The organism is Mesorhizobium sp. WSM3224 (assembly GCF_000427725.1).
GTDB lineage: Bacteria > Pseudomonadota > Alphaproteobacteria > Rhizobiales > Rhizobiaceae > Mesorhizobium.
Genome location: NZ_ATYO01000013.1, coordinates 164637 through 182495 on the forward strand (window position 1 = coordinate 164637; position 17859 = coordinate 182495).

At 58.3% G+C, this 17859-nt stretch carries 19 protein-coding genes; 15 read left to right on the plus strand and 4 right to left on the minus strand.

The annotated features are described in order from the left end of the window. Window positions 1–211 precede the first annotated feature (211 nt). The 3 genes from YU3_RS0121905 to YU3_RS0121915 form a co-directional block, all read right to left on the minus strand. A complete protein-coding gene (locus YU3_RS0121905; protein ID WP_027168259.1) occupies window positions 212–685 on the minus strand; it encodes a hypothetical protein in 474 nt (157 codons plus the stop codon). A 15-nt stretch (window positions 686–700) separates the two neighbouring features. Then, window positions 701–1093, minus strand: coding sequence for a hypothetical protein (locus tag YU3_RS0121910; protein WP_027168260.1), 393 nt, complete (start codon window positions 1091–1093; stop codon window positions 701–703). Between the two features lie 263 nt (window positions 1094–1356). Continuing rightward, on the minus strand, window positions 1357–2244 hold the full coding sequence (locus YU3_RS0121915; RefSeq protein WP_027168261.1) for a LysR family transcriptional regulator: 888 nt from the start codon (window positions 2242–2244) through the stop codon (window positions 1357–1359). Between the two features lie 97 nt (window positions 2245–2341). Between YU3_RS0121915 and YU3_RS0121920 the strand changes: the two genes are divergently transcribed. From YU3_RS0121920 to YU3_RS0121965, 12 genes are all read left to right on the plus strand, one after another. Further along, window positions 2342–3085, plus strand: coding sequence for a sulfite exporter TauE/SafE family protein (locus YU3_RS0121920; RefSeq protein ID WP_027168262.1), 744 nt, complete (start codon window positions 2342–2344; stop codon window positions 3083–3085). 213 nt (window positions 3086–3298) lie between these two features. After that, a complete protein-coding gene (locus YU3_RS0121925) occupies window positions 3299–3841 on the plus strand; it encodes a carboxymuconolactone decarboxylase family protein (RefSeq protein WP_027168263.1) in 543 nt (180 codons plus the stop codon). A gap of 73 nt (window positions 3842–3914) precedes the next feature. After that, entirely contained in the window at window positions 3915–4832 is a 918-nt protein-coding gene (locus YU3_RS0121930; protein ID WP_027168264.1) for an NADP-dependent oxidoreductase, read from the plus strand. Between the two features lie 119 nt (window positions 4833–4951). After that, complete coding sequence (locus tag YU3_RS37055; protein ID WP_051334027.1) at window positions 4952–5353, plus strand: hypothetical protein; 402 nt, start codon at window positions 4952–4954, stop codon at window positions 5351–5353. Window positions 5354–5706: 353 nt separating this feature from the next. Further along, window positions 5707–5874, plus strand: a complete 168-nt coding sequence (locus YU3_RS41750) for a hypothetical protein (RefSeq protein ID WP_245273599.1) — start codon at window positions 5707–5709, stop codon at window positions 5872–5874. Between the two features lie 2 nt (window positions 5875–5876). Beyond that, window positions 5877–6194 carry a hypothetical protein gene (locus YU3_RS37060; protein ID WP_245273602.1) on the plus strand — a complete coding sequence of 106 codons (318 nt, stop codon included), beginning with the start codon at window positions 5877–5879 and terminating at the stop codon, window positions 6192–6194. Between the two features lie 64 nt (window positions 6195–6258). Continuing rightward, window positions 6259–6645 (plus strand): GNAT family N-acetyltransferase, encoded by a 387-nt coding sequence (locus tag YU3_RS37065; RefSeq protein WP_245273600.1) that lies wholly within the window; start codon window positions 6259–6261, stop codon window positions 6643–6645. Window positions 6646–6716: 71 nt separating this feature from the next. Next, a complete protein-coding gene (locus YU3_RS0121945) occupies window positions 6717–7673 on the plus strand; it encodes an AraC family transcriptional regulator (protein WP_027168265.1) in 957 nt (318 codons plus the stop codon). Between the two features lie 124 nt (window positions 7674–7797). After that, the gene (locus YU3_RS0121950) at window positions 7798–8499 is read left to right on the plus strand and encodes a nitroreductase family protein (RefSeq protein WP_027168266.1); all 702 of its coding nucleotides are present in this window, start codon (window positions 7798–7800) and stop codon (window positions 8497–8499) included. 34 nt (window positions 8500–8533) lie between these two features. Beyond that, window positions 8534–9079: a carboxymuconolactone decarboxylase family protein gene (locus tag YU3_RS0121955; RefSeq protein WP_027168267.1), complete on the plus strand. Its 546-nt coding sequence runs from the start codon at window positions 8534–8536 to the stop codon at window positions 9077–9079. Window positions 9080–9121: 42 nt separating this feature from the next. Beyond that, the gene (locus tag YU3_RS0121960; RefSeq protein WP_027168268.1) at window positions 9122–9859 is read left to right on the plus strand and encodes an NAD(P)H-dependent oxidoreductase; all 738 of its coding nucleotides are present in this window, start codon (window positions 9122–9124) and stop codon (window positions 9857–9859) included. A 43-nt stretch (window positions 9860–9902) separates the two neighbouring features. Next, a complete protein-coding gene (locus YU3_RS0121965; protein ID WP_027168269.1) occupies window positions 9903–10370 on the plus strand; it encodes a DUF3788 domain-containing protein in 468 nt (155 codons plus the stop codon). Window positions 10371–10657: 287 nt separating this feature from the next. On the opposite strand, the gene YU3_RS0121970 is transcribed toward YU3_RS0121965, so the two are convergent. Continuing rightward, window positions 10658–13318 carry an EAL domain-containing protein gene (locus YU3_RS0121970; protein WP_245273601.1) on the minus strand — a complete coding sequence of 887 codons (2661 nt, stop codon included), beginning with the start codon at window positions 13316–13318 and terminating at the stop codon, window positions 10658–10660. Window positions 13319–13940: 622 nt separating this feature from the next. Between YU3_RS0121970 and YU3_RS37075 the strand changes: the two genes are divergently transcribed. From YU3_RS37075 to YU3_RS41755, 3 genes are all read left to right on the plus strand, one after another. After that, window positions 13941–15713: a type I secretion system permease/ATPase gene (locus YU3_RS37075; protein ID WP_084508196.1), complete on the plus strand. Its 1773-nt coding sequence runs from the start codon at window positions 13941–13943 to the stop codon at window positions 15711–15713. After that, the gene (locus YU3_RS0121985; RefSeq protein WP_027168271.1) at window positions 15700–17046 is read left to right on the plus strand and encodes an HlyD family type I secretion periplasmic adaptor subunit; all 1347 of its coding nucleotides are present in this window, start codon (window positions 15700–15702) and stop codon (window positions 17044–17046) included. The genes YU3_RS37075 and YU3_RS0121985 overlap by 14 nt, the downstream gene beginning before the upstream one ends. Before the next feature lie 217 nt (window positions 17047–17263). Then, on the plus strand, window positions 17264–17671 hold the full coding sequence (locus YU3_RS41755; RefSeq protein WP_027168272.1) for a hypothetical protein: 408 nt from the start codon (window positions 17264–17266) through the stop codon (window positions 17669–17671). Window positions 17672–17859 lie beyond the last annotated feature (188 nt).

The window sequence follows — 17859 nt, forward strand, 5'->3', positions numbered from 1 at the left end:
ATCATCGAAGAGAGTGGCCCAGCATCATGGTCGCCGAGCGCGTCGGCCCATACTAGGTCAGTTTTCAGAAGGGGATACGCTCGTCCTGGCGGAAGGAACTGAGACCCGATGCCATAGCGGGCCTGCGACGTTTGTCCGGCTTCAGGGCTGTTGTTTGTGGGTTGCGGAGGGCAGCTTTCAGTTCCAGCTTGATGAAAGCTACCAACCGTCGTTAAGGCCGATCCACTTCAATTCCTACCGATCGCAATCGTGCCGCTGCGGCATCCAACACCGAGTCGTCAAACCTTTCAGGATGTCGCAGGGCGACCGCTTCGAAAGTCAGCTCGGCCATTTGGCGTTCGATGAGCATGAAGAAACCCTCCGATGGTTTCGCGCCAAGGATCAGATTCTTGATGGTCTCTAACTCGCCCACTCGGGCGATCTTTGGACGTGTTCGCCCCAACCGTGTCGTCCTTTCGCGTTCGCCCGTAAGGGTGCCTTCCAACGCGTGGATGCTTCGCCATACATCATGCTCAAATGAGCCCGGCTTTTCCGATGGAAGGATTTCATAGAGACGCAAATCAGCTGCGCGGGCAACAGCCTGCTCACCTTTTCGACGGGCATTTGCGGCGATTTGCCTGAGGCTCTTCGGATCAACGCACCCCTCTATCATCTTCATGGCGCGTGCGGCGGCAATATGGGTCATGGTCTTGCTTTCTGCTCATGCGACGGGGAGAGATTGAACAAACCGGGCCAATCTGTCGGCTTCCCGGTCTGTCAGATCGTCGGGCAGATCGATTCTAATCTGAAGGCCGGGGCGGAGATGGAAGCTGTGTTGGAGCATACCCGCCTCATTCGCAGGAGCCTCGGCCAACTGATCCGGGTTTTCCAGGAGATCGATAGCAGTAGCGATCCGCTCAACATGCTGAGTGCCAACGTTTGCATTCCTGTTCATCAGATTATGCAAGAATGTTCCACTGAAACCAAGTTTGCCACCCAAAGCGGCATAAGCCATCCCGGTCCTTTGTTTGACCGCCACAAGGCGTTGGATCGTTTGCGGCGTCAGCGGTCCATTGGGGAATTGCTGGTATTTGGTAGGGTCGAAAGTAGCCATTTGGTTGTCCCGTAGCCCGGCTCATCCAAGTGTGAAAGGCGGTATAAGCGTTATATAAACTTTTGTCAACTATTGATCAATGATAATCAGTGATGCGTTCAATCGTATTAGACTGGAACGGCGTGCAGATCGCCAGAGGGTCGCGGATGTCTGCTATTGGGCGAATGAATTGCCAAGGCGAACAGCGGCAAGTGAGGTCGTCACCGCTGGTTGGCATCTTGATCCCGAAAACGGACGAGCTGCTTACGGCCCCCAAGTAGACGTCAGATCATGCGGTTTGTCAGGTGGCTGAAAAGGTCTTGAGCGATCGGGGATACCCCAAGGTTAGCGGCGACGCACACTGAGAGATGTCGGCAAGCCCAGGCGTCCAGGAGCGGCGTAATCGAAATTGGAAACGTTCGTTTGCGCCTTCTGGCTACCGTCTCCGGTACAATTGCGACGCCAACACCAGCACTTGCCGCCAAACATATCGATTCGAACGTACGCAGCCTGATCCGGTATCGGAGTTTTACGCCGAGCCTGTCAGCTTGAGCGTCGATATGGTCCTGTAACGCGCCACCTTCCAATCCCACGAAATATTCTTCGGCGAGGCCGGATAACCGGACTTCTCTTTGAGCCGCGAGCGCGTGCGTCTGAGCCGACACTACTACGAGCTTGCTCACCGCGAAGGGTCTAAGAAGCAGTTCCTCGTTGGCGGCTGCGTCCGACAATATGCCGATGTCGGCAAACCCGGCAGCTATGCTTCGGGCGATCTCATGACTTTGGCGCTCCCGAAGATCAACATCGACTTGCGGATGGGCGGCAAGCCACGGCGACAGTCGTGTTGGAAGAACTTCCACGATGGCCGCTGTGTTGGCAACAACACGGATGCTCGCCCGTATCCCCTTCGCGTGGCGCCCTAGTTCTCCCCGCATGAGAGCGACTTGATGAAGAATTTCGCGGGCATGATGGGAAAGTGCCTCACCCGCCTCCGTCAGTGCCACACCCCGGCGCCCCCTTTCCAGTAGTCGAACTTGCCCGGTTGCCTCCATCTCCCGCAATCGATCACTGGCCGCTGCAAGGGAGAGTCCGATGTCAGCGGCGCCGTGGGTGATACTGCCAGCATCAGCGACGGCAAGGAAAAGACGTAGGTCGGTGAAATCGAAGCGCATCTTCGGAAGTTACAACCGATTCAGCCTTCGGTCTAGGCGAAGGCTGAATACGGGAGTGCCGCATTGTGGATGATGTCGTAGAGCCTATGAGGAGGTCATGAACTACCTCCTTCTGCTAGTCACTGTCGCAGTTGCATTCTTTGCCGCCGGCACCGTTAAAGGTGTGACCGGCATGGGCCTCCCGACCGTCGCGATGGGTATTCTCGGCGGGCTGCTGTCACCGCTTGCGGCAACATCGTTGCTCATCATTCCGTCGTTCGTGACGAACGTCTGGCAACTGCTTGCTGGCCCGAGCTTTAGGAGCATCCTGCGGCGGCTTTGGACCATGATGGTAGGAATCTTCGCCGGGACACTGGCCAGTACGTCTATGTTGACAGGCGATGATACTAACTTGAGCACCTTCATGCTCGGCCTCGCGCTGAGCGTGTACGCGGTCTACACCTTGCTTGCAAAGCCCTACCACATCAGCCCACGGCATGAATGCTGGCTCTCGCCTGCCATCGGGTTGATGACCGGCCTCATTGCGGGTGCAACAGGCGTGTTCACCATTCCGGCCGTGCCCTATGTCCAGGCGCTCAGTTTCGAAAGGGATGATCTCGTCCAGGCACTCGGCCTTTCCTTTACGGTTTCTACCATAGCACTTGCCATTGGGCTCGCATCACGAGGGGCATTCCAGATCGACAGACTGTCGCTTTCGGCTCTCGCCATCTTTCCTGCGTTGGTCGGGATGTGGGCAGGGCAGTACATCCGACGGGCGGTCAGTCCCGCTACATTCAAACGCTGCTTTCTGATTGCTCTTGGCCTACTCGGCGCAGAGATGATGCTGCGCAGTACTTGGTAGTCCTGTCCCTCTGGCATCGACGCTTTTGGCGCAAAGCGCCGCATGGGCCGTGTCTGTTCCAGTCTGACGTGTTGGGTCTGCCCTGCTGCGGGAACGGGATGAATCATCCGCATTTTGATCCTTTTGGGCATCATCTTGAGCTTATCTAGGCTCGAAATTAATACCATCTCAGTCGATGATGGAGACCACAATCGCTTTGCAGGAGAGACTACCGTGCCGAGAATCGCAGCTCTGAAGCCCGCCGAAGTGCCGGCCGATTCGAAACTGACCCTCGATGCCTTCACCAGGAATCTCGGGTTCACTCCAAATATGATGGCGACCTTTGCGGCAAGCCCAATCGCGTTCAACGCGTGGGCTACCCTGCGCACCTCCTTGAGCAAGGCGCTCGACCTGAAGACACGTGAAAGCATCAGCCTCGCTGTCTCCGAAGTGAATGGCTGCAACTACTGCCTGGCAGTTCATACCTTTGGCGCCGGGCACGCGAAGATGTCGGCCGATGAAATCATTTTCGCCCGCAAGGGTCATGCCAACGACCCGAAGCGGGACGCCGCCGTCCAATTTGCACGCAAAGTCATCGAGGCCCGAGGGCAGGTCGGTGACGTTGATGTAAAAGCCGTCCGCGACGCCGGCTACACGGATGCGAACATCATCGAGATCGTCACGCTGGTGGCCATGTACTCTCTGACGAACTTCTTCAACAACGTGTTCGATCCCGAGAAAGACTTTCCCGCCGTTCCGCAGGCAGGCTCGATCTGAGCTCTGTCCGGTCGGAAGTCTTCGCAGACCGAAATTCCGCAAGATGACGAAATATCACACAGGGAGTTGGACGATGAAAGCAATCGTTGTGACGGAGCAGGCGGCGGGAACCGCCGGGATGAAGCTGGTGGAGCGGCCCGAACCACAGGCGGCAATAAACGACGTCGTCGTTCAGATTCATGCGTCAGGATTCGTCCCGACCGAACTGGACTGGCCTTCGACCTGGGCCGATCGCCGCGGCCTTGATCGGACACCGTCGATCCTCGGGCACGAATTGGCCGGAGTGATCACCGCCCTCGGCTATGGCACGACGGGACTGTCGGTAGGGCAGCGCGTGTTCGGCCTCGCCGACTGGCATCGCGACGGCACGCTCGCGGAATATATTGCCATGGAGGCGCGCAATCTCGCGCCATTGCCCGGCGATGTCGACTTCACGGTGGGCGCGAGCCTGCCGATCTCTGGCCTGACCGCATGGCAGGGACTGTTCCAGCACGGCCGCCTCCAGGCGGGCCAGAGCGTGCTTGCGCATGGCGCCGCCGGCGCGGTCGGGTCGATGGTGACGCAACTCGCACGAGAGGCCGGCGCCTATGTCATTGGCACCGGACGTGCCGCCGACCGTCAGAAGGCGCTCGACTTCGGCGCAAATGAATTTGTCGACCTCGAGAACGACGCTCTGAAAGACGTCGGTGGCGTCGATCTGGTGTTCGATGTCATCGGCGGCGACATTCAGAAGCAGTCTGCAGCCCTCATTCGAGCCGGAGGTACTCTCGTGACCGTGGTTGGACCGGCCGAGGCTCGACCCGCCGATGGTCTGGCCGTGGACTTCGTCGTTGAGGCGGATCGCGCCCAACTGGGCGAGATCGTCCAGCGGGTGCGGGACGGACGACTGCGGACGAACATCGGTAAGGTCTCGTCGCTCGACGATGCCGTTGCCACCTTCAACTCGACCGAGCGACGCGCGGGAAAGACGGTCATCCGCGTTCGGCCATGAGAGCTTGGGGAGGGCGAGCGGTTCTGCCCCCCCGCGGATCATCATGGACCGTGGCGATTGTCTTGGCACGCATCCAGGCGAGATATTCGATCAAGCAAACAAGCACATAGGAGTCACCAATGTCGTTTCGATTCATCACCAAGTCTATGCATGCCTACCTCATCGATTATCCCGTCGCTGTCGTCTTGATCGCAGCACCGTTCGTGCTGAAGCTAGGCCAGAGCGGACCGATCGTACTGTGGCTTTCGGTTGTTGTCGGTGCCGCGGCGCTACTCTTGGCCGCCCTGACTGACCATCCCACCGGGCTCTTTCGTATCATTCCCTACTGGCTGCATCTTTGGGTCGACCGGGCCGTTGGCGTGGTGTTTGTCATCGCACCGTTTGCCTTCAAGTTCGCTGGGCTCGATGCCTGGTACTACTGGGTCCTCGCTGCCGCTGTCCTACTCACGACCTCGGTCTTTAACGCGCCAGAGGAACCAGCCCCGACGCATTTGGCATCGGACAGGCATACGGCGGCTTGAGGGCGACGTCTGTCACAGCGCTATTCTTCGCCGCAATAAAAACCATACGCACCGGCTATTGGAAGATTTCGTTCCCCGCTGCGATCGATGGTTATCGCTGCCGCAGATCTTATCGAGTGACGCTCAGCGTAACCTGGAACGGATGTTGCTCAATTGTGTGAACCAGAAACGCACGGCTCGACGCGAAACGTGCCACCAGTGATCAACGAGGCTCGCCGGGGCGAAATGCGCCAGCTGGCTTTCATATCCGCAACGGTGTCCCTGGTGACCTCGTTTGCCGCGGCGGCCGCTCCGATCCCCCTGTACTAGCGAGCGACGTACGGGCCGGATCAAACCATTTCAAGCGAGTTATCATGACTGAGATCACCACCGATATGGAGGCAATCATCAAGCAGGCGATGCTGTCCTTCGTCGCCACGACCAATGAGGACGGAACGCCAAGTCTTTCGCCGAAGGCATCACTAACCGTGCGCGATGGTCACTTTACTTCGCCGATATCGCTTCGCCTCGGACGATCCTGAACCTGAAGCGCAATCCGGCCGTCGAAATCAATGTGGTCGACGTATTCCAGCGGCGCGGATACCGGTTCACGGGTCGTGCCGTGATTTTGCCGCCGGGAAATGACGAGTTTTCCATGATCGCCGACTGGGTCCGCGCGACGAACGGCTCGGAATATCCTGTCGATCATGTCGTCAGAATTGAGCCCACTTCAATTTCACCGCTTCTTTCGCCCGCTCATGTCTTTGCCGACCCGCCTCGGAGCCAGGAGGAAATCAAGGACACATATCGTCAGAAATACCCAGTGACCTCGCGGCTCTGCAAACCACAGGGAACCACATAAGGCTCGGGAGCATCGTATGGGCATCAGTCGAGATCGGCACCGCCGATCACAGCGATTTCGATGGATGGCTGCCGCTTTGGAACGGCTGCCAGTGATTCTAGGAGGCGCGACAGCGGCGACATGCGCGCGCTTCCTCGACTCGAGCGTGCCGATCCATGGGGCGATCGCGACGGTGGACGGGCATGCGTTCAGCCTGGCGCATTGGATCTATCATCGATCCACCTGGACGACTGACGATTATTGGGATCTGCAAGACTTGCTCGTCGTGGATGATGCGCGTGGGAGCGGGCTCGGTCGCGCACTCATCGAGCATGTAACAGCGGACGCCATGCGGCAGGGCGCCCCCCGAGTTTATAGGCCGACGCACGAATCCAACCAGAACGCCATCTACCTCTATGACCGCGTCGCTGAGCGCTCGCGTTTCGTCCAATATCGAAAGCTTCTATCTTGACTTGCTTCCACCGGGCGCGCGCGGCGCAGTGCGATATATGGCGGGTCAGCGATTTAATATCTCGAGGTGTTATGTCCCAAGTCGACTGGTTAAGCCATCTCTTGCAAATCATCACCGTGACCGGTCAGCTCGAGGTCCGCTGCGCCTACGGTGCGCCGTGGCGTGTTGCCTGGAGCAAGGCTGCCGCGAACGAAATTCCCTACCACGTCATTGTCAAGGGCCGGGCCATTCTCGAGGATCCGGAGACGAGAGCGGCAAGGGAGCTGGTGAGCGGAGATATAGTGCTGCTACCTCACGGCGCGGCGCATGTACTGCACGACGGTAGCGGGCAAACACCAATCCCTACCCAGCAACGCCGGGGGTCAGCCGGATGGATGCTGAGTGAGAATGATGGCCAGGGCGAGCAACTGGATCTGCTGTGTGGGCGATTTTTTATCGCGCCACCCCATGATCGACTGATCCGCAACTACCTGCCCGCTAATCTGGTGACACGCGCTGTGGACAGCCATGGAGAAGAGGGCATGGGGTCCGCATCCAACCAACTTGCCGGTCTTGTCGGGCTGATGCGGATGGAGTCCGCCGGTGACAGGGCGGGAGGGCGCGCCATTCTCAACGCGCTTTCTTCGGCCCTGTTCACACTGGTCCTGCGCGCGGCGAGCCAATCCGGGAAAGCTCCCGAAGGCTTGCTGGCCTTGGCCGGCAATCCACGACTTGCTCCAGCCATTTCCGCAATGTTCGCCGATGCGGCACGGCCTTGGAAACTGCCCGATCTGGCCGATTTGTGCGGGATGTCGCGCGCTACATTCATGCGCCAGTTTCAGGACAGGCTGGGTCGCTCCGCCCTCGATTTGTTGACCGATCTCCGCATGAGTCTGGCCGCCAACGAGTTGAAGAAGCCAGCGATCAGCACCGAGGCCGTGGCCGAGACCGTTGGGTATCAATCCGTTTCGGCATTCCGGCGTGTCTTCGCCGAAAGGATGGGGATGACGCCGGGGGAGTGGCGGCGACTGGCGCACAAGGCCGAGTAAGACGCGCGGATCCGGAATGCGTAGTTTGATCCTTTCGCGCATCATACTGAGCTAAATCAGCCTCGAAATAATCACTCGTCCTAGTAAATTGCGCTCCGTAATCACTTGATAAGGGAGCCATCCAATGAACTGCATCGCCACCACCGGACCCGCAACCCGCGCAGCCGTCAAGATCTTCGGGGAGACCGGGAAGAGCGAAAACGCTTTCGCGACGAACGCCGTCATCGAAACGATCCTGAGCCGCAGTGCCGCCAAGTACTACGACCCTGCTGCCACCCTGAGCGACGACCAGATCCGCGACCTGGTGCGTATCGGCACGTCCGCGCCAACCTCCTTCCACCTGCAGAACTGGCGGTTCATCGCCGTGCGCTCGCCGGAAGCCAAGGCACGGCTGCGTCCGATCGCCTGGAATCAGCCCGCGATCAGCGACGCGGCCGTTACCTTCATCATCATCGGCAGGCTGGCCGATGCCAGCACCGTCCCCGACCGCCTGGCGCCGGTGGTGGAAGCCGGCATCATGCCGGCGCACCTGGTGCCTGATTGGGAAATCCCCGCTCGCGGTCTGTATGACGATCAACCGCAGCGCCGGCGCGACGAAGCCGTGCGCTCCGCGACCTTTGGCGCCGCGGCGATCATCTACGCGGCCCGTTCGCTGGGCCTGGGTTCGACGCCGATGATCGGTTTCGACTCCGAGGCGGTGCACCGCGAGTTCGGCCTGGCCGAAGACGAAGTGCCGGTCATGCTTTTGACCGTTGGGCCGGAGCGAGCTGGCAACTGGCCGCAGAAGCCCCGCATGCCGGTGGCTGATGTCCTGGACTTTGCATAATCCCTAATCAACTCAAGATCTTGTGGAGACTACGATGGCAAGAACTGCCGTTCTCAAGCCGGAACAGGTGCCGGCCGAATCGAAACCAACTCTCGATGCGTTCACCAGGAGTATCGGTTTCACACCTAATATGATGGCGGCCTTCGCACAGAGCCCGATCGCGTTCAACGCGTGGGCCACTCTGCTCGGCTCCCTGAGCAAAGCACTCGACGTGAAGACGCGTGACAGTATCGGCCTCGCGGTCTCCGAAGTGAACGGTTGCAACTATTGCCTCACGGTTCACAGCTTCACGGCCGAACACATGGCCAAGCTACCGGCCGATGACATCATTCTGGCCCGAAAGGGTCATGCCAATGACGCGAAACGCGACGCCGCCGTCCAGTTCGCCCGCAAGGTCATCGAGACCCGCGGCCACGTCAACGACGCTGATCTGAAAGCCGTCCGCGATGCTAGCTACACCGATGCGAACATCATCGAGATCGTCGCGCTTGTGGCCATGTACTCGCTGACGAACTTCTTCAACAACGTGTTCGATCACGAGAAGGACTTTCCTGCCATCGCGCCGGCCGGTTCGATCTGAGCTCGGTTCTGTCGCAGTCTCGTAAAGCATAGGAACAATCACATGAATATCCTCCATATTGATGTCAGTCCGCGACAAGAATCGCATAGCCGCCAGCTTTCGGCGGCGATCGTGGAAAGGCTCCTCGAGGTTGCGCCCGGGGCGAGCATCACTTGGCGCGATTTGGGGGGCGATCCGTTGCCTCACGCCGCGTCTGACTACGCGGTTGCGCTGTCGTCGCCTGCTACCTTGGCGGCTCCGCCGAAGGGCGCTCTGGATCGTTCCGAGGCGCTTATCCAGGAAGTCGAAGCGGCCGATGTGATCGTCATCGGAACGCCCATGCACAACTTCACCATTCCCTCGGTCCTCAAAGCGTGGATCGACCAGATCCTGCGCGTCGGTCGCACGATGAAGTCGACGCCCGCCGGGAAGGTTGGAATGCTTCGGGACCGTCCGGTGTTTATCGGCGTCACTTCCGGTGCTGTCTTTTCCGGCGAGCGAGCAAATCAGCCCGATTTTCTCACGCCGTATCTGTCGCTGGCATTTGGCTCCATTGGGCTAAAAACCCTGCAATTTCTCTCGGTACAGGCCACCGGGTCCATGGACCCGGAGCACGCCCTATTGGCGAGGGAGAAGGCCTTGGCGGCGATCGATCTGACGATCGCGCGAGAGCTTCGAGGCGTCGATGGTTGGCCTGCGGTGCTCTCAGGCACCGGTAGACCGCATCGCGACGCTGGGAAGCGTCGCGATGCGAGCGTTCTGAGAGACGCGCCGCAAGCTCTTGGCACGCCCGCATCATAACCCCCTCCGGCCTCCGCCGGACCGTGAACACGAGGTCTTTCTGATGATTTTGCGTACTAATACGCTTCCCCAAATCGGCGAAAGGATCACCGACAGATCAGCACCACCCGATGACGGCGCCGTCCGCCAATGGATCGGACCAGAGGCGTTCGAGCGTTGGGCCGAGCTGCGGAACTGGATCGATGAATCCTACCCCGGAGTTTTTACGCCGGACTGGCTCTACGGTGGCAAGAACCGCGGTTGGTCCTTGCGCTACAAGAAGACCAAGGCCCTCTGTACCTTGTTGCCGGAATACCGGCGGCTTTCCGCTGTGGTGGTCATGGGTGGAGCAGAACGAGAGAAGTTTGAGAAGCGGCGTCATGTCTGGCGTCCGCAAATGGTCAAGCTCTACGACGAAGCCAAAACATACATCGACGGAAAATGGCTGACGATTGCCATTTCATCGGCAGATGATCTGCATGACGTGACGGAGCTTCTCACTATGAAGCGCCAGCCAAAGCCGCGCGGTTGAAGGTAACAAAAATCCTGGGTTCGCGGCGCGATGGCTCCGAGGAACCCGGGCAGCGGTCTCGTCGACATCACACAGCAATTAAGTACCAAGGTCGTCCTGGAGGCGCCGAGCCACAGTTTGATTGCGAGAAAGATCGAAAGCGGCGCAGGGCGGCGCACGTCCTTTGGATTGCCGGTTCCTTGCCGAACGTCCACCGAAGTCCGCCATCAACTCGGGCGCATAGGCATTGGCCGCTTCGATCTCCTGGTGTCCTGCAAGGGCAGGTCCTTCACAAGCCGGCGTTGGTTCTAGGATGCTGTGCGCTTTCGACGGCTCCGTAAGAAATCCATGATGTCGTGCGCGTTCATCGGCCGGCTCAGCGCATAACCTTGCAAGATATCGCAGCCCAAGTTCTTGAGGATCTCGGCTTGCTGCATCGTCTCGACACCTTCGGCAATGACTTCCACCCCTAAGGACCTGCCGATCTGCACGATTGATTGTACGACTTGCCGCTGCTGAGGCGACTCGCCGATCGGACGAACCAGCTGGCGTGCGATTTTCAGCCGTCGCGGCTGAAGTTCCAGCAGGCCGACGATCGAGGCGTGGCCGGTGCCGAAATCGTCAATTTCTATATCGATTCCGAGTTCCTTGATCTGATTGACGTTCCAGACCACAAGCTCATCATTGTCGTCGAGGAAGATCGATTCCAGAAGCTCGAACGAAACGGTCCCAGGTTTTATTGAGAGTGACCCCAAGCTGTTGATCAAGTCCTCGTCCTGCAACCGTGTGGCAGAGACGTTCACCGAAACCCGCGGCACCGACAGCCCGGCTCTCTGCCAGTGATCAAAGTCGTGAAGCGTTTGTTCGAGCACCAGCCGGTCAATAATCGAGACGACATTCAACTCTTCTGCAATTTTCAGGAACCCGGCTGGCGTCTGAAGTCCCTCGGCCGGATGGTTCCAGCGCGCGAGCGCCTCAACGCCGGCAACCTCCAGCGTTTTCGCGTCGAACTGCAGCTGGTAGTGGGGAACAAACTCGTTTCGTTCCAACCCTGCGAGGATCTCATCGGCGACCCGTTTTGTCCGAACGATCTCAGACTGGAGATCTTGGGTGAAGAACTCATATCGATTGCGTCCCCGGCGCTTGGCCCGGTAGAGCGCTATGTCCGCGTTGACCATCAGGCGTGGGCCGTCGACGGGACCGTCGGCATCGACCGCGATGCCGATGCTGACCCCGATACGACATTGGTGGTCTTTATAGGGCACCGGCTGTCGCAATCTCTGTAGAATGCGATCGGCCAGCTGGCTGAGTTGGTCAGTTGAGATATCGCGGGTGCACAGTACGACAAACTCATCGCCTCCCACGCGGGCAACGAAATCTGCTGACCCAACAGTTGATATCAGCACATTCGCGGTATGGATTAGCACGGCGTCGCCGACCGAATGTCCAAGTGTGTCATTGATTTGTTTGAAACGATCGAGATCAAGATGCAGAAGTGCGGCGCCGCCGGCAGCGGTTGAATCTGCGACAGCATGCCTTTCCAGCATAGTGTCGAGGTAGCGGCGATTCGGAAGACCAGTCAGCATATCGTGAAGTGCGGTATGCTCATTGCGCGCTGTCGCCGCCTCTAGCTCAGCATTCCTCGTTTCCGCGAGGTTTTTTGCTTGCTCCAACTCCCGGGTCAGGGCCACATCCGCCGTCACGTCCCATTCCGCTCCGACCATTTTGTGATTGGTATCATCCCTGTAACTTTTGGCACGCGCGCGAAGATGTCGAACAACTCCATTGGGAAGCACTACACGATATTCCGATGAGTATAGGCCGGTCGCAATCCCTTGTGCGAAATCCCGCTTGGCGTGCTCAAGATCGTCAGCGTGGATCGACCTCGACCACTCTTCGAAGGTCCTCGGTTCGCCATCCGCCGGCTTTCCATAGATTTCGTTCAGGCGGTCGTCCCAGGATATGATGTCGGAGTCGAGATCCTGCTCCCACACACCAATTTGTGATGCGTCAAGCGCAAGCTCCAGCCTTTCGGAGAGCTGTGCAAGCCGTCGTTCGCTGCGCCGTAGATCAGCATAGTGCTTATGCCGTTGCTCGAGAAGCCGCCCTGCAATGACGATTGGAACCAGTACCAGAGCGCCGCCGATGAGCATTGCAAGTCGTAAAATCCAGGCGCTGCGGGGCGCCGCATTCCAACCACCTTTGGGTATAGCGGCAATCTGCCAGGATCCTGTTGGCAATCGTACCTCGGCCGTGACGGGATTGCTTTCCATCACGTGCGCGGGACCGTAAAATCGCGCGCCGCTTTGGCCGAGAGCGTCCTTGCCCGTCAGCGCGATCTCGATCGGCAGTTTCTTGTCTAAAAGACCGCTGTCCTCGTACAGCCTCTGAATATCGATCACGGCAGCCACTATGCCCCAGAACGTCTCGGTAGGGCGGTCACGGTCAAGGAAGACAGGAAATCGCCCGATAAATGCCTGACCTCCTTGTTTGAGTTCTACCGGTCCGGCCAACACCATTTGTTTGGTATTGCGTGCCCGAAGTACTGCCTCACGCTGCTCTTCATCCTTGCGAAAGTCCAGTCCAACAGCCTTTTCATTGCCTTCCATCGGATACATCAATGAGATGACCAGACCAGGGGCGGCGGCGATGTTTCTGACGTGCGTCTTCTCGCGAAAGAGGCTCTCTGCCAGCTTGGCAAAGCGGGCTTGGCTCATGTTCGGTTCGGTTACGATCGTTGCGACCAAACCACGCGCCAGTTGAAGGTCTCCATTGACGTTGCCCTCGATATTGGCGCGGATGAGGTTCATCTCCTTCGCGACGTCAACGCGCAATGCCTGATCGGCGACGATGCTGTTTTGATGGTCGGCAAAAATTCCAGCGATCAACAACACCACAAGGGCAATCACTGCCGGAAGACTGGTCCAGGTCAGCAAGGCTTGGAAGCGCTGATGAATAGCATTTGCCAACGTGGAGTCTCGGTCAGAGCAACTTCCTATTGGCGCAGCATACTGGAGCACACTTAATCGAATCTTGGTGCTTCTAGTCAATATTTAGAAAGGCATATAAGAGCGAGATCACATGGCAGTCCCGACGGCCTTCAGTGTCTCCAACAGCCTCTGACGTGCGTCGCAGATGTCGGGCAGCGCAGCCGACCCGTCGGCGAGCGCGGGAGCGATCCGGATCGACGCCATGCCGGGGCTTCGCGCTCGCTCGCCGATCCGAGCAAAGCGCCGCCGGTCTATGTCGAGCTGCAGCCGGTGATCTTACAATGATTGCCCGACCTTTCTCCCGGCCTTCGCCAGTTGGATCGACGCGGCGCGCCAGGAGGTGAAAGACTTCGTGGCCGCTGTCGCAGTTCGGTGGCAAAAAGCTGCCCGCCGGCTTGCGGCCCCAAAACGTACCCGTCAGCAATGCGCCTTTATCGGCCGTAGCGACCAGTTTCTCCGCGTCCCAAAAGCAGACATCGTCTGGTGCCCACTAACGAGGTATTGCCTCCGGCGCCACCAAATATCGGAATCGATGGCACTATGGCCTATGACATATGAGATTTTTCTAATATGATTTTAGTCGGGAGGGACCAAATCGCCAATGCCAACAACTAGCGCACGCGGCGTCGTGTCGAGAAGTCTCGTCGAGCTGGGTATCTTTTCGACGGTGATGAACGCGCTCTTGCTGGTTTTGCCCCTCTACATGCTGCAGGTTTATGACCGGGTGTTACCAGCGTCCAATCTGGATACGCTGATCTACCTCTCATTGATTGCGCTATCTTCGCTCTTGCTTTTCGGCATCCTTGAAGTCGTTCGCGGGATGTACGCGAGCCGTCTTGCTGCCAGACTGGATGTCTCTTTCGGCGCAACGTGTTTTCTCGCTGCGATGAGCGGCCCTCGCGCTGGTTTGGGCGACGTACAGGCGCTGCGCGATTTAACGCTGCTTCGAAATTTCATCTCTTCTCGATCTATGTTCTTCCTCTTCGACCTTCCGTTCGGGCCGATTTTTGTGGGCCTGCTCTATTTCATCCACCCTCTGCTTTTCTTTGTGACTGTCGTCGGCGCGGTCTTGATGGTTTTCATCGCCTTGCTGAACCAGGCTGCGAGCTCGAGGCCGACGAAGGAGGCGGCAGAGGGCCTAACTGCCTCGATGAATTCCGCCCAGGCCTTCGCGCGCAATTTCGAGACCGTCCGAGCGCTTGGGATGGTGTCGCATACGGTGGAATTTTGGGGCAGCCGATTTTCCGGATCCGTGAGGGCTTCCGACAGAGTTGCCCGTGTCAACGCGTTTTACGGTGGCGTTTCCCGCACTGCGCGGTCGATCCTGCAAATCGCGATCTTAGGGGTCGGCGCCGTTCTGGTCCTGCGCAATGAGATGACCGCCGGAATGATTTTTGCGTCCTCGATGATCTCGGCCCGGGCGCTCCAGCCTCTTGATCAAATGATCGGAAGTTGGCGGCAGATCATCGACGCGAAACTTGCATGGAAGCGGTTGGGGACGATCCATTCAAACTCGAAGCCAAAGGAAACTGTCGCGCTGCCAACGCCCCAGGGCGCGCTGAGCGCTGATCAAGTTATATATTACCCGCCCGGTTCGCCCGACGGCTCAATGCCGCTGATAAAGCGCATAAGCTTTGATGTAGTTGCCGGAGAATCAGTTGCAATTGTCGGCCCAAGCCAGGCCGGGAAATCAACGCTCGCGCGCCTCATTGTTGGAGCCATAGAACCGCGTTCAGGCGCAATCCGCATCGACGGCGGAGACATCCGAAACTGGGACCCCGAGAAACTAGGCCGGCACGTGGGCTATCTTCCGCAAGACGTGGAGCTCTTTCCAGGCACAATTGGCCAGAATATTTCGCGCTTTGAGCCTGTGGCTCCGGACGAGAAATTGGTAGAAGCCGCACAACTGGCGCAGGTGCATGAGCTAATCCTTGGACACCGCGAGGGATACTCGACCGTGATCGGTCCAAGCGGCGTGCGTCTTTCGGGGGGTGAGCTTCAGCGGATTGGACTTGCACGCGCTTTTTACGGCGACCCTAAGGTTGTGATCCTCGACGAGCCTAATGCAAACCTCGACGCAAATGGCGAAGCCGCACTTGAGCGGGCCATCCTGCAGGCGCGTTCTCGAAAGACGACTGTCCTGGTTATAACTCATCGCCCTTCACTGGCATCCAAATGCGACCGGATGCTCGTGATGCGCAATGGCCAGATCGAGTTTTACGCGTCGACCAAAGACGTCCTGGCCCAGCTTGCCGAGCGAATGAACCAGCAGGCTCAACCAGCTAAGTCGTCGCAGCCGGTCGCCAACGAAAGCGTCGTTACTTTTCCGTCACCTTCCCGCACCGAAGTGAAGGCAGCCAATGACGGTTCCTAGTCAAACCCTCTCGGTGGTAGCCAGGACGTATCACTGGCAGAAGGAAGTCGATACCTGCACCGGTCGGGTGTCGGTGGTAGGGTTCATCAGCATGGCCGTCTTTCTGGCCGCATTCGGGTACTGGGCGGCCACCGCTCCAATAGGCGGGGCGACAATCGCTCCGGCTGTGGTTGCTGCTGCAGGCCAGAACGTCATGATCCAGCATCTCGACGGCGGGATCATCACCAGCATCCTGGTGCGAGAAGGTGATCGGGTCGCAAAAGGCCAGCCGCTGATCACACTCGATACCACCCTGGCACAAGCCCAACTCAACCGCGTGCTGAAGCAATGGATTGCTCAAAGGGCTGAAGTTGCGCGCCTTGATGCCGAGCGAGACGGGTCGAGAAAAATCGATCTGCCGAACGAGCTTCGGCCTTATTCAGAGGACCCGGGTTACAGCGGTTTCATCGAGGAGCAAAACAAGGAGTTCCAAGCCCGGTTTGCTCGCTATACCGCGGACCAGGAAATTCTGAAGCAGAGAGTTACTGCCCTCCAGGAAGCCATCGTCGGACTGCGAGCTCGCAAGGTGGCAGCCGAAAAACAGCTTGCCATTGTCAATGAGGAGACGGAGCGAAAAAAGGCTCTGCTCGACAAAGGGCTTACAAACCGTTCCGAATACACCGACCTCCTTCGCAGCACCGCAGATCTAGTGGGCCAGGCCGGATCGTTGGAAGCACAAATCGCCAGCTTCGTGTCTCAGAGTGAGGAAGCTCGGCAACAAATTGAACGGCTTACGACAGCCAGGGTCGAGGAGGCCGTCACTGAATTGAGCAAGGCCCGTTCGCAGGTCGCCGACCTGGAGGAACAGATCAACGCTGCGCGGTCAGTTCTAGAGCGAACGACCATTCGAACTCCAGTCGACGGGATCGTCGTCCGTTCCCTCTACAATTCGGTAGGAAGCGTCATCCGGGCGGGCGAATCCGCAATGGAACTCCTCCCGACGATGGATCAGTTCATCATTGAAGCCAAGATCAAACCTGACGACATCGACTCCATTCGGGTTGGTCAGGAGGCGAGTATGATGTTCACGGCGCTCAACGCTCGAACGACACCCAAGATATTTGGCAAGGTGTTCTACATCTCGGCAGACCGACTGGTCACACCGAACACCGGACAGCCCTACTACACCGTGCGGATAAAAATGGCCGAGCATCTGCCGACGCAGATCAAGCCCGAACAGATTTATCCGGGCATGCCAGTCGAGACCTTTATCTCGACCGGCGAACGAACATTCCTGTCCTACCTCACCAAGCCGCTCGTGGATTCATTTCAACGCGCGTTTCGGGAACGATAGACAATCTCCAAGGTTCGCCCGCTATATTCAGACTATGCACGGTCTAGCGTTCATCACACGAATGCAAAGTCGGCGCTTTGCAAGTGATCCAGCGTGACATTCGCAAGGGTGATGGTGTCCCCACTGGGGATCGTAAGTGATCACAACGTCAGCACCATCTTGCGCGGCCGCGGATTGCACCGCCGCGAAGTCCGCAAAGAGGCTTTGGGCAAGCTGAATGACGTCATGGCCGATGGACGATGTGGTGAAATCCGTTATGACATCGTGGCCAAACCCGTTTCCGAAGACAAAACAGGGATGCCCCTCCATCGCCCGCCGTCAGCGTGTCGTTACCGTCATCACCGTAAAGATAATCGTAATCGGTATCCGACCCGCCCAACAAAACATCGTCGCCCGGGCCGCCATGGACCGTGTCAAATCCGGTCCCGGCATCGACAATGTCAGCACCAGGACCAGCATTGATCACATCGTCCCCGCCAAAGGCAAAGATTCGTTCGCCGGCGATCGTGCCATTGAGAGTTTCGCTGCTATTGGTGCCCACGATGTCAGCGCCGGACAGCACAACCAGTTGGAAGACCTCGTTGGCAGACAGACCATCCGGATCAGCGGCGGCCACCCGGATTGATACAGTACCTGGTCGGAGAGGCTGGGCGTAGCGGTAAATTCTCTCGCCACGGCGTCGAATGTGACCCAGGATGGCAGCGCCGTTCCGTCCGCTTACCCCTGATGTTATTCATGGGGTTACCCGGCGATTGGGGGTAGCTCGGAGTTCTTACGCGCAGAGGTCACTCACCTCTGAGCAATAAAAACCGG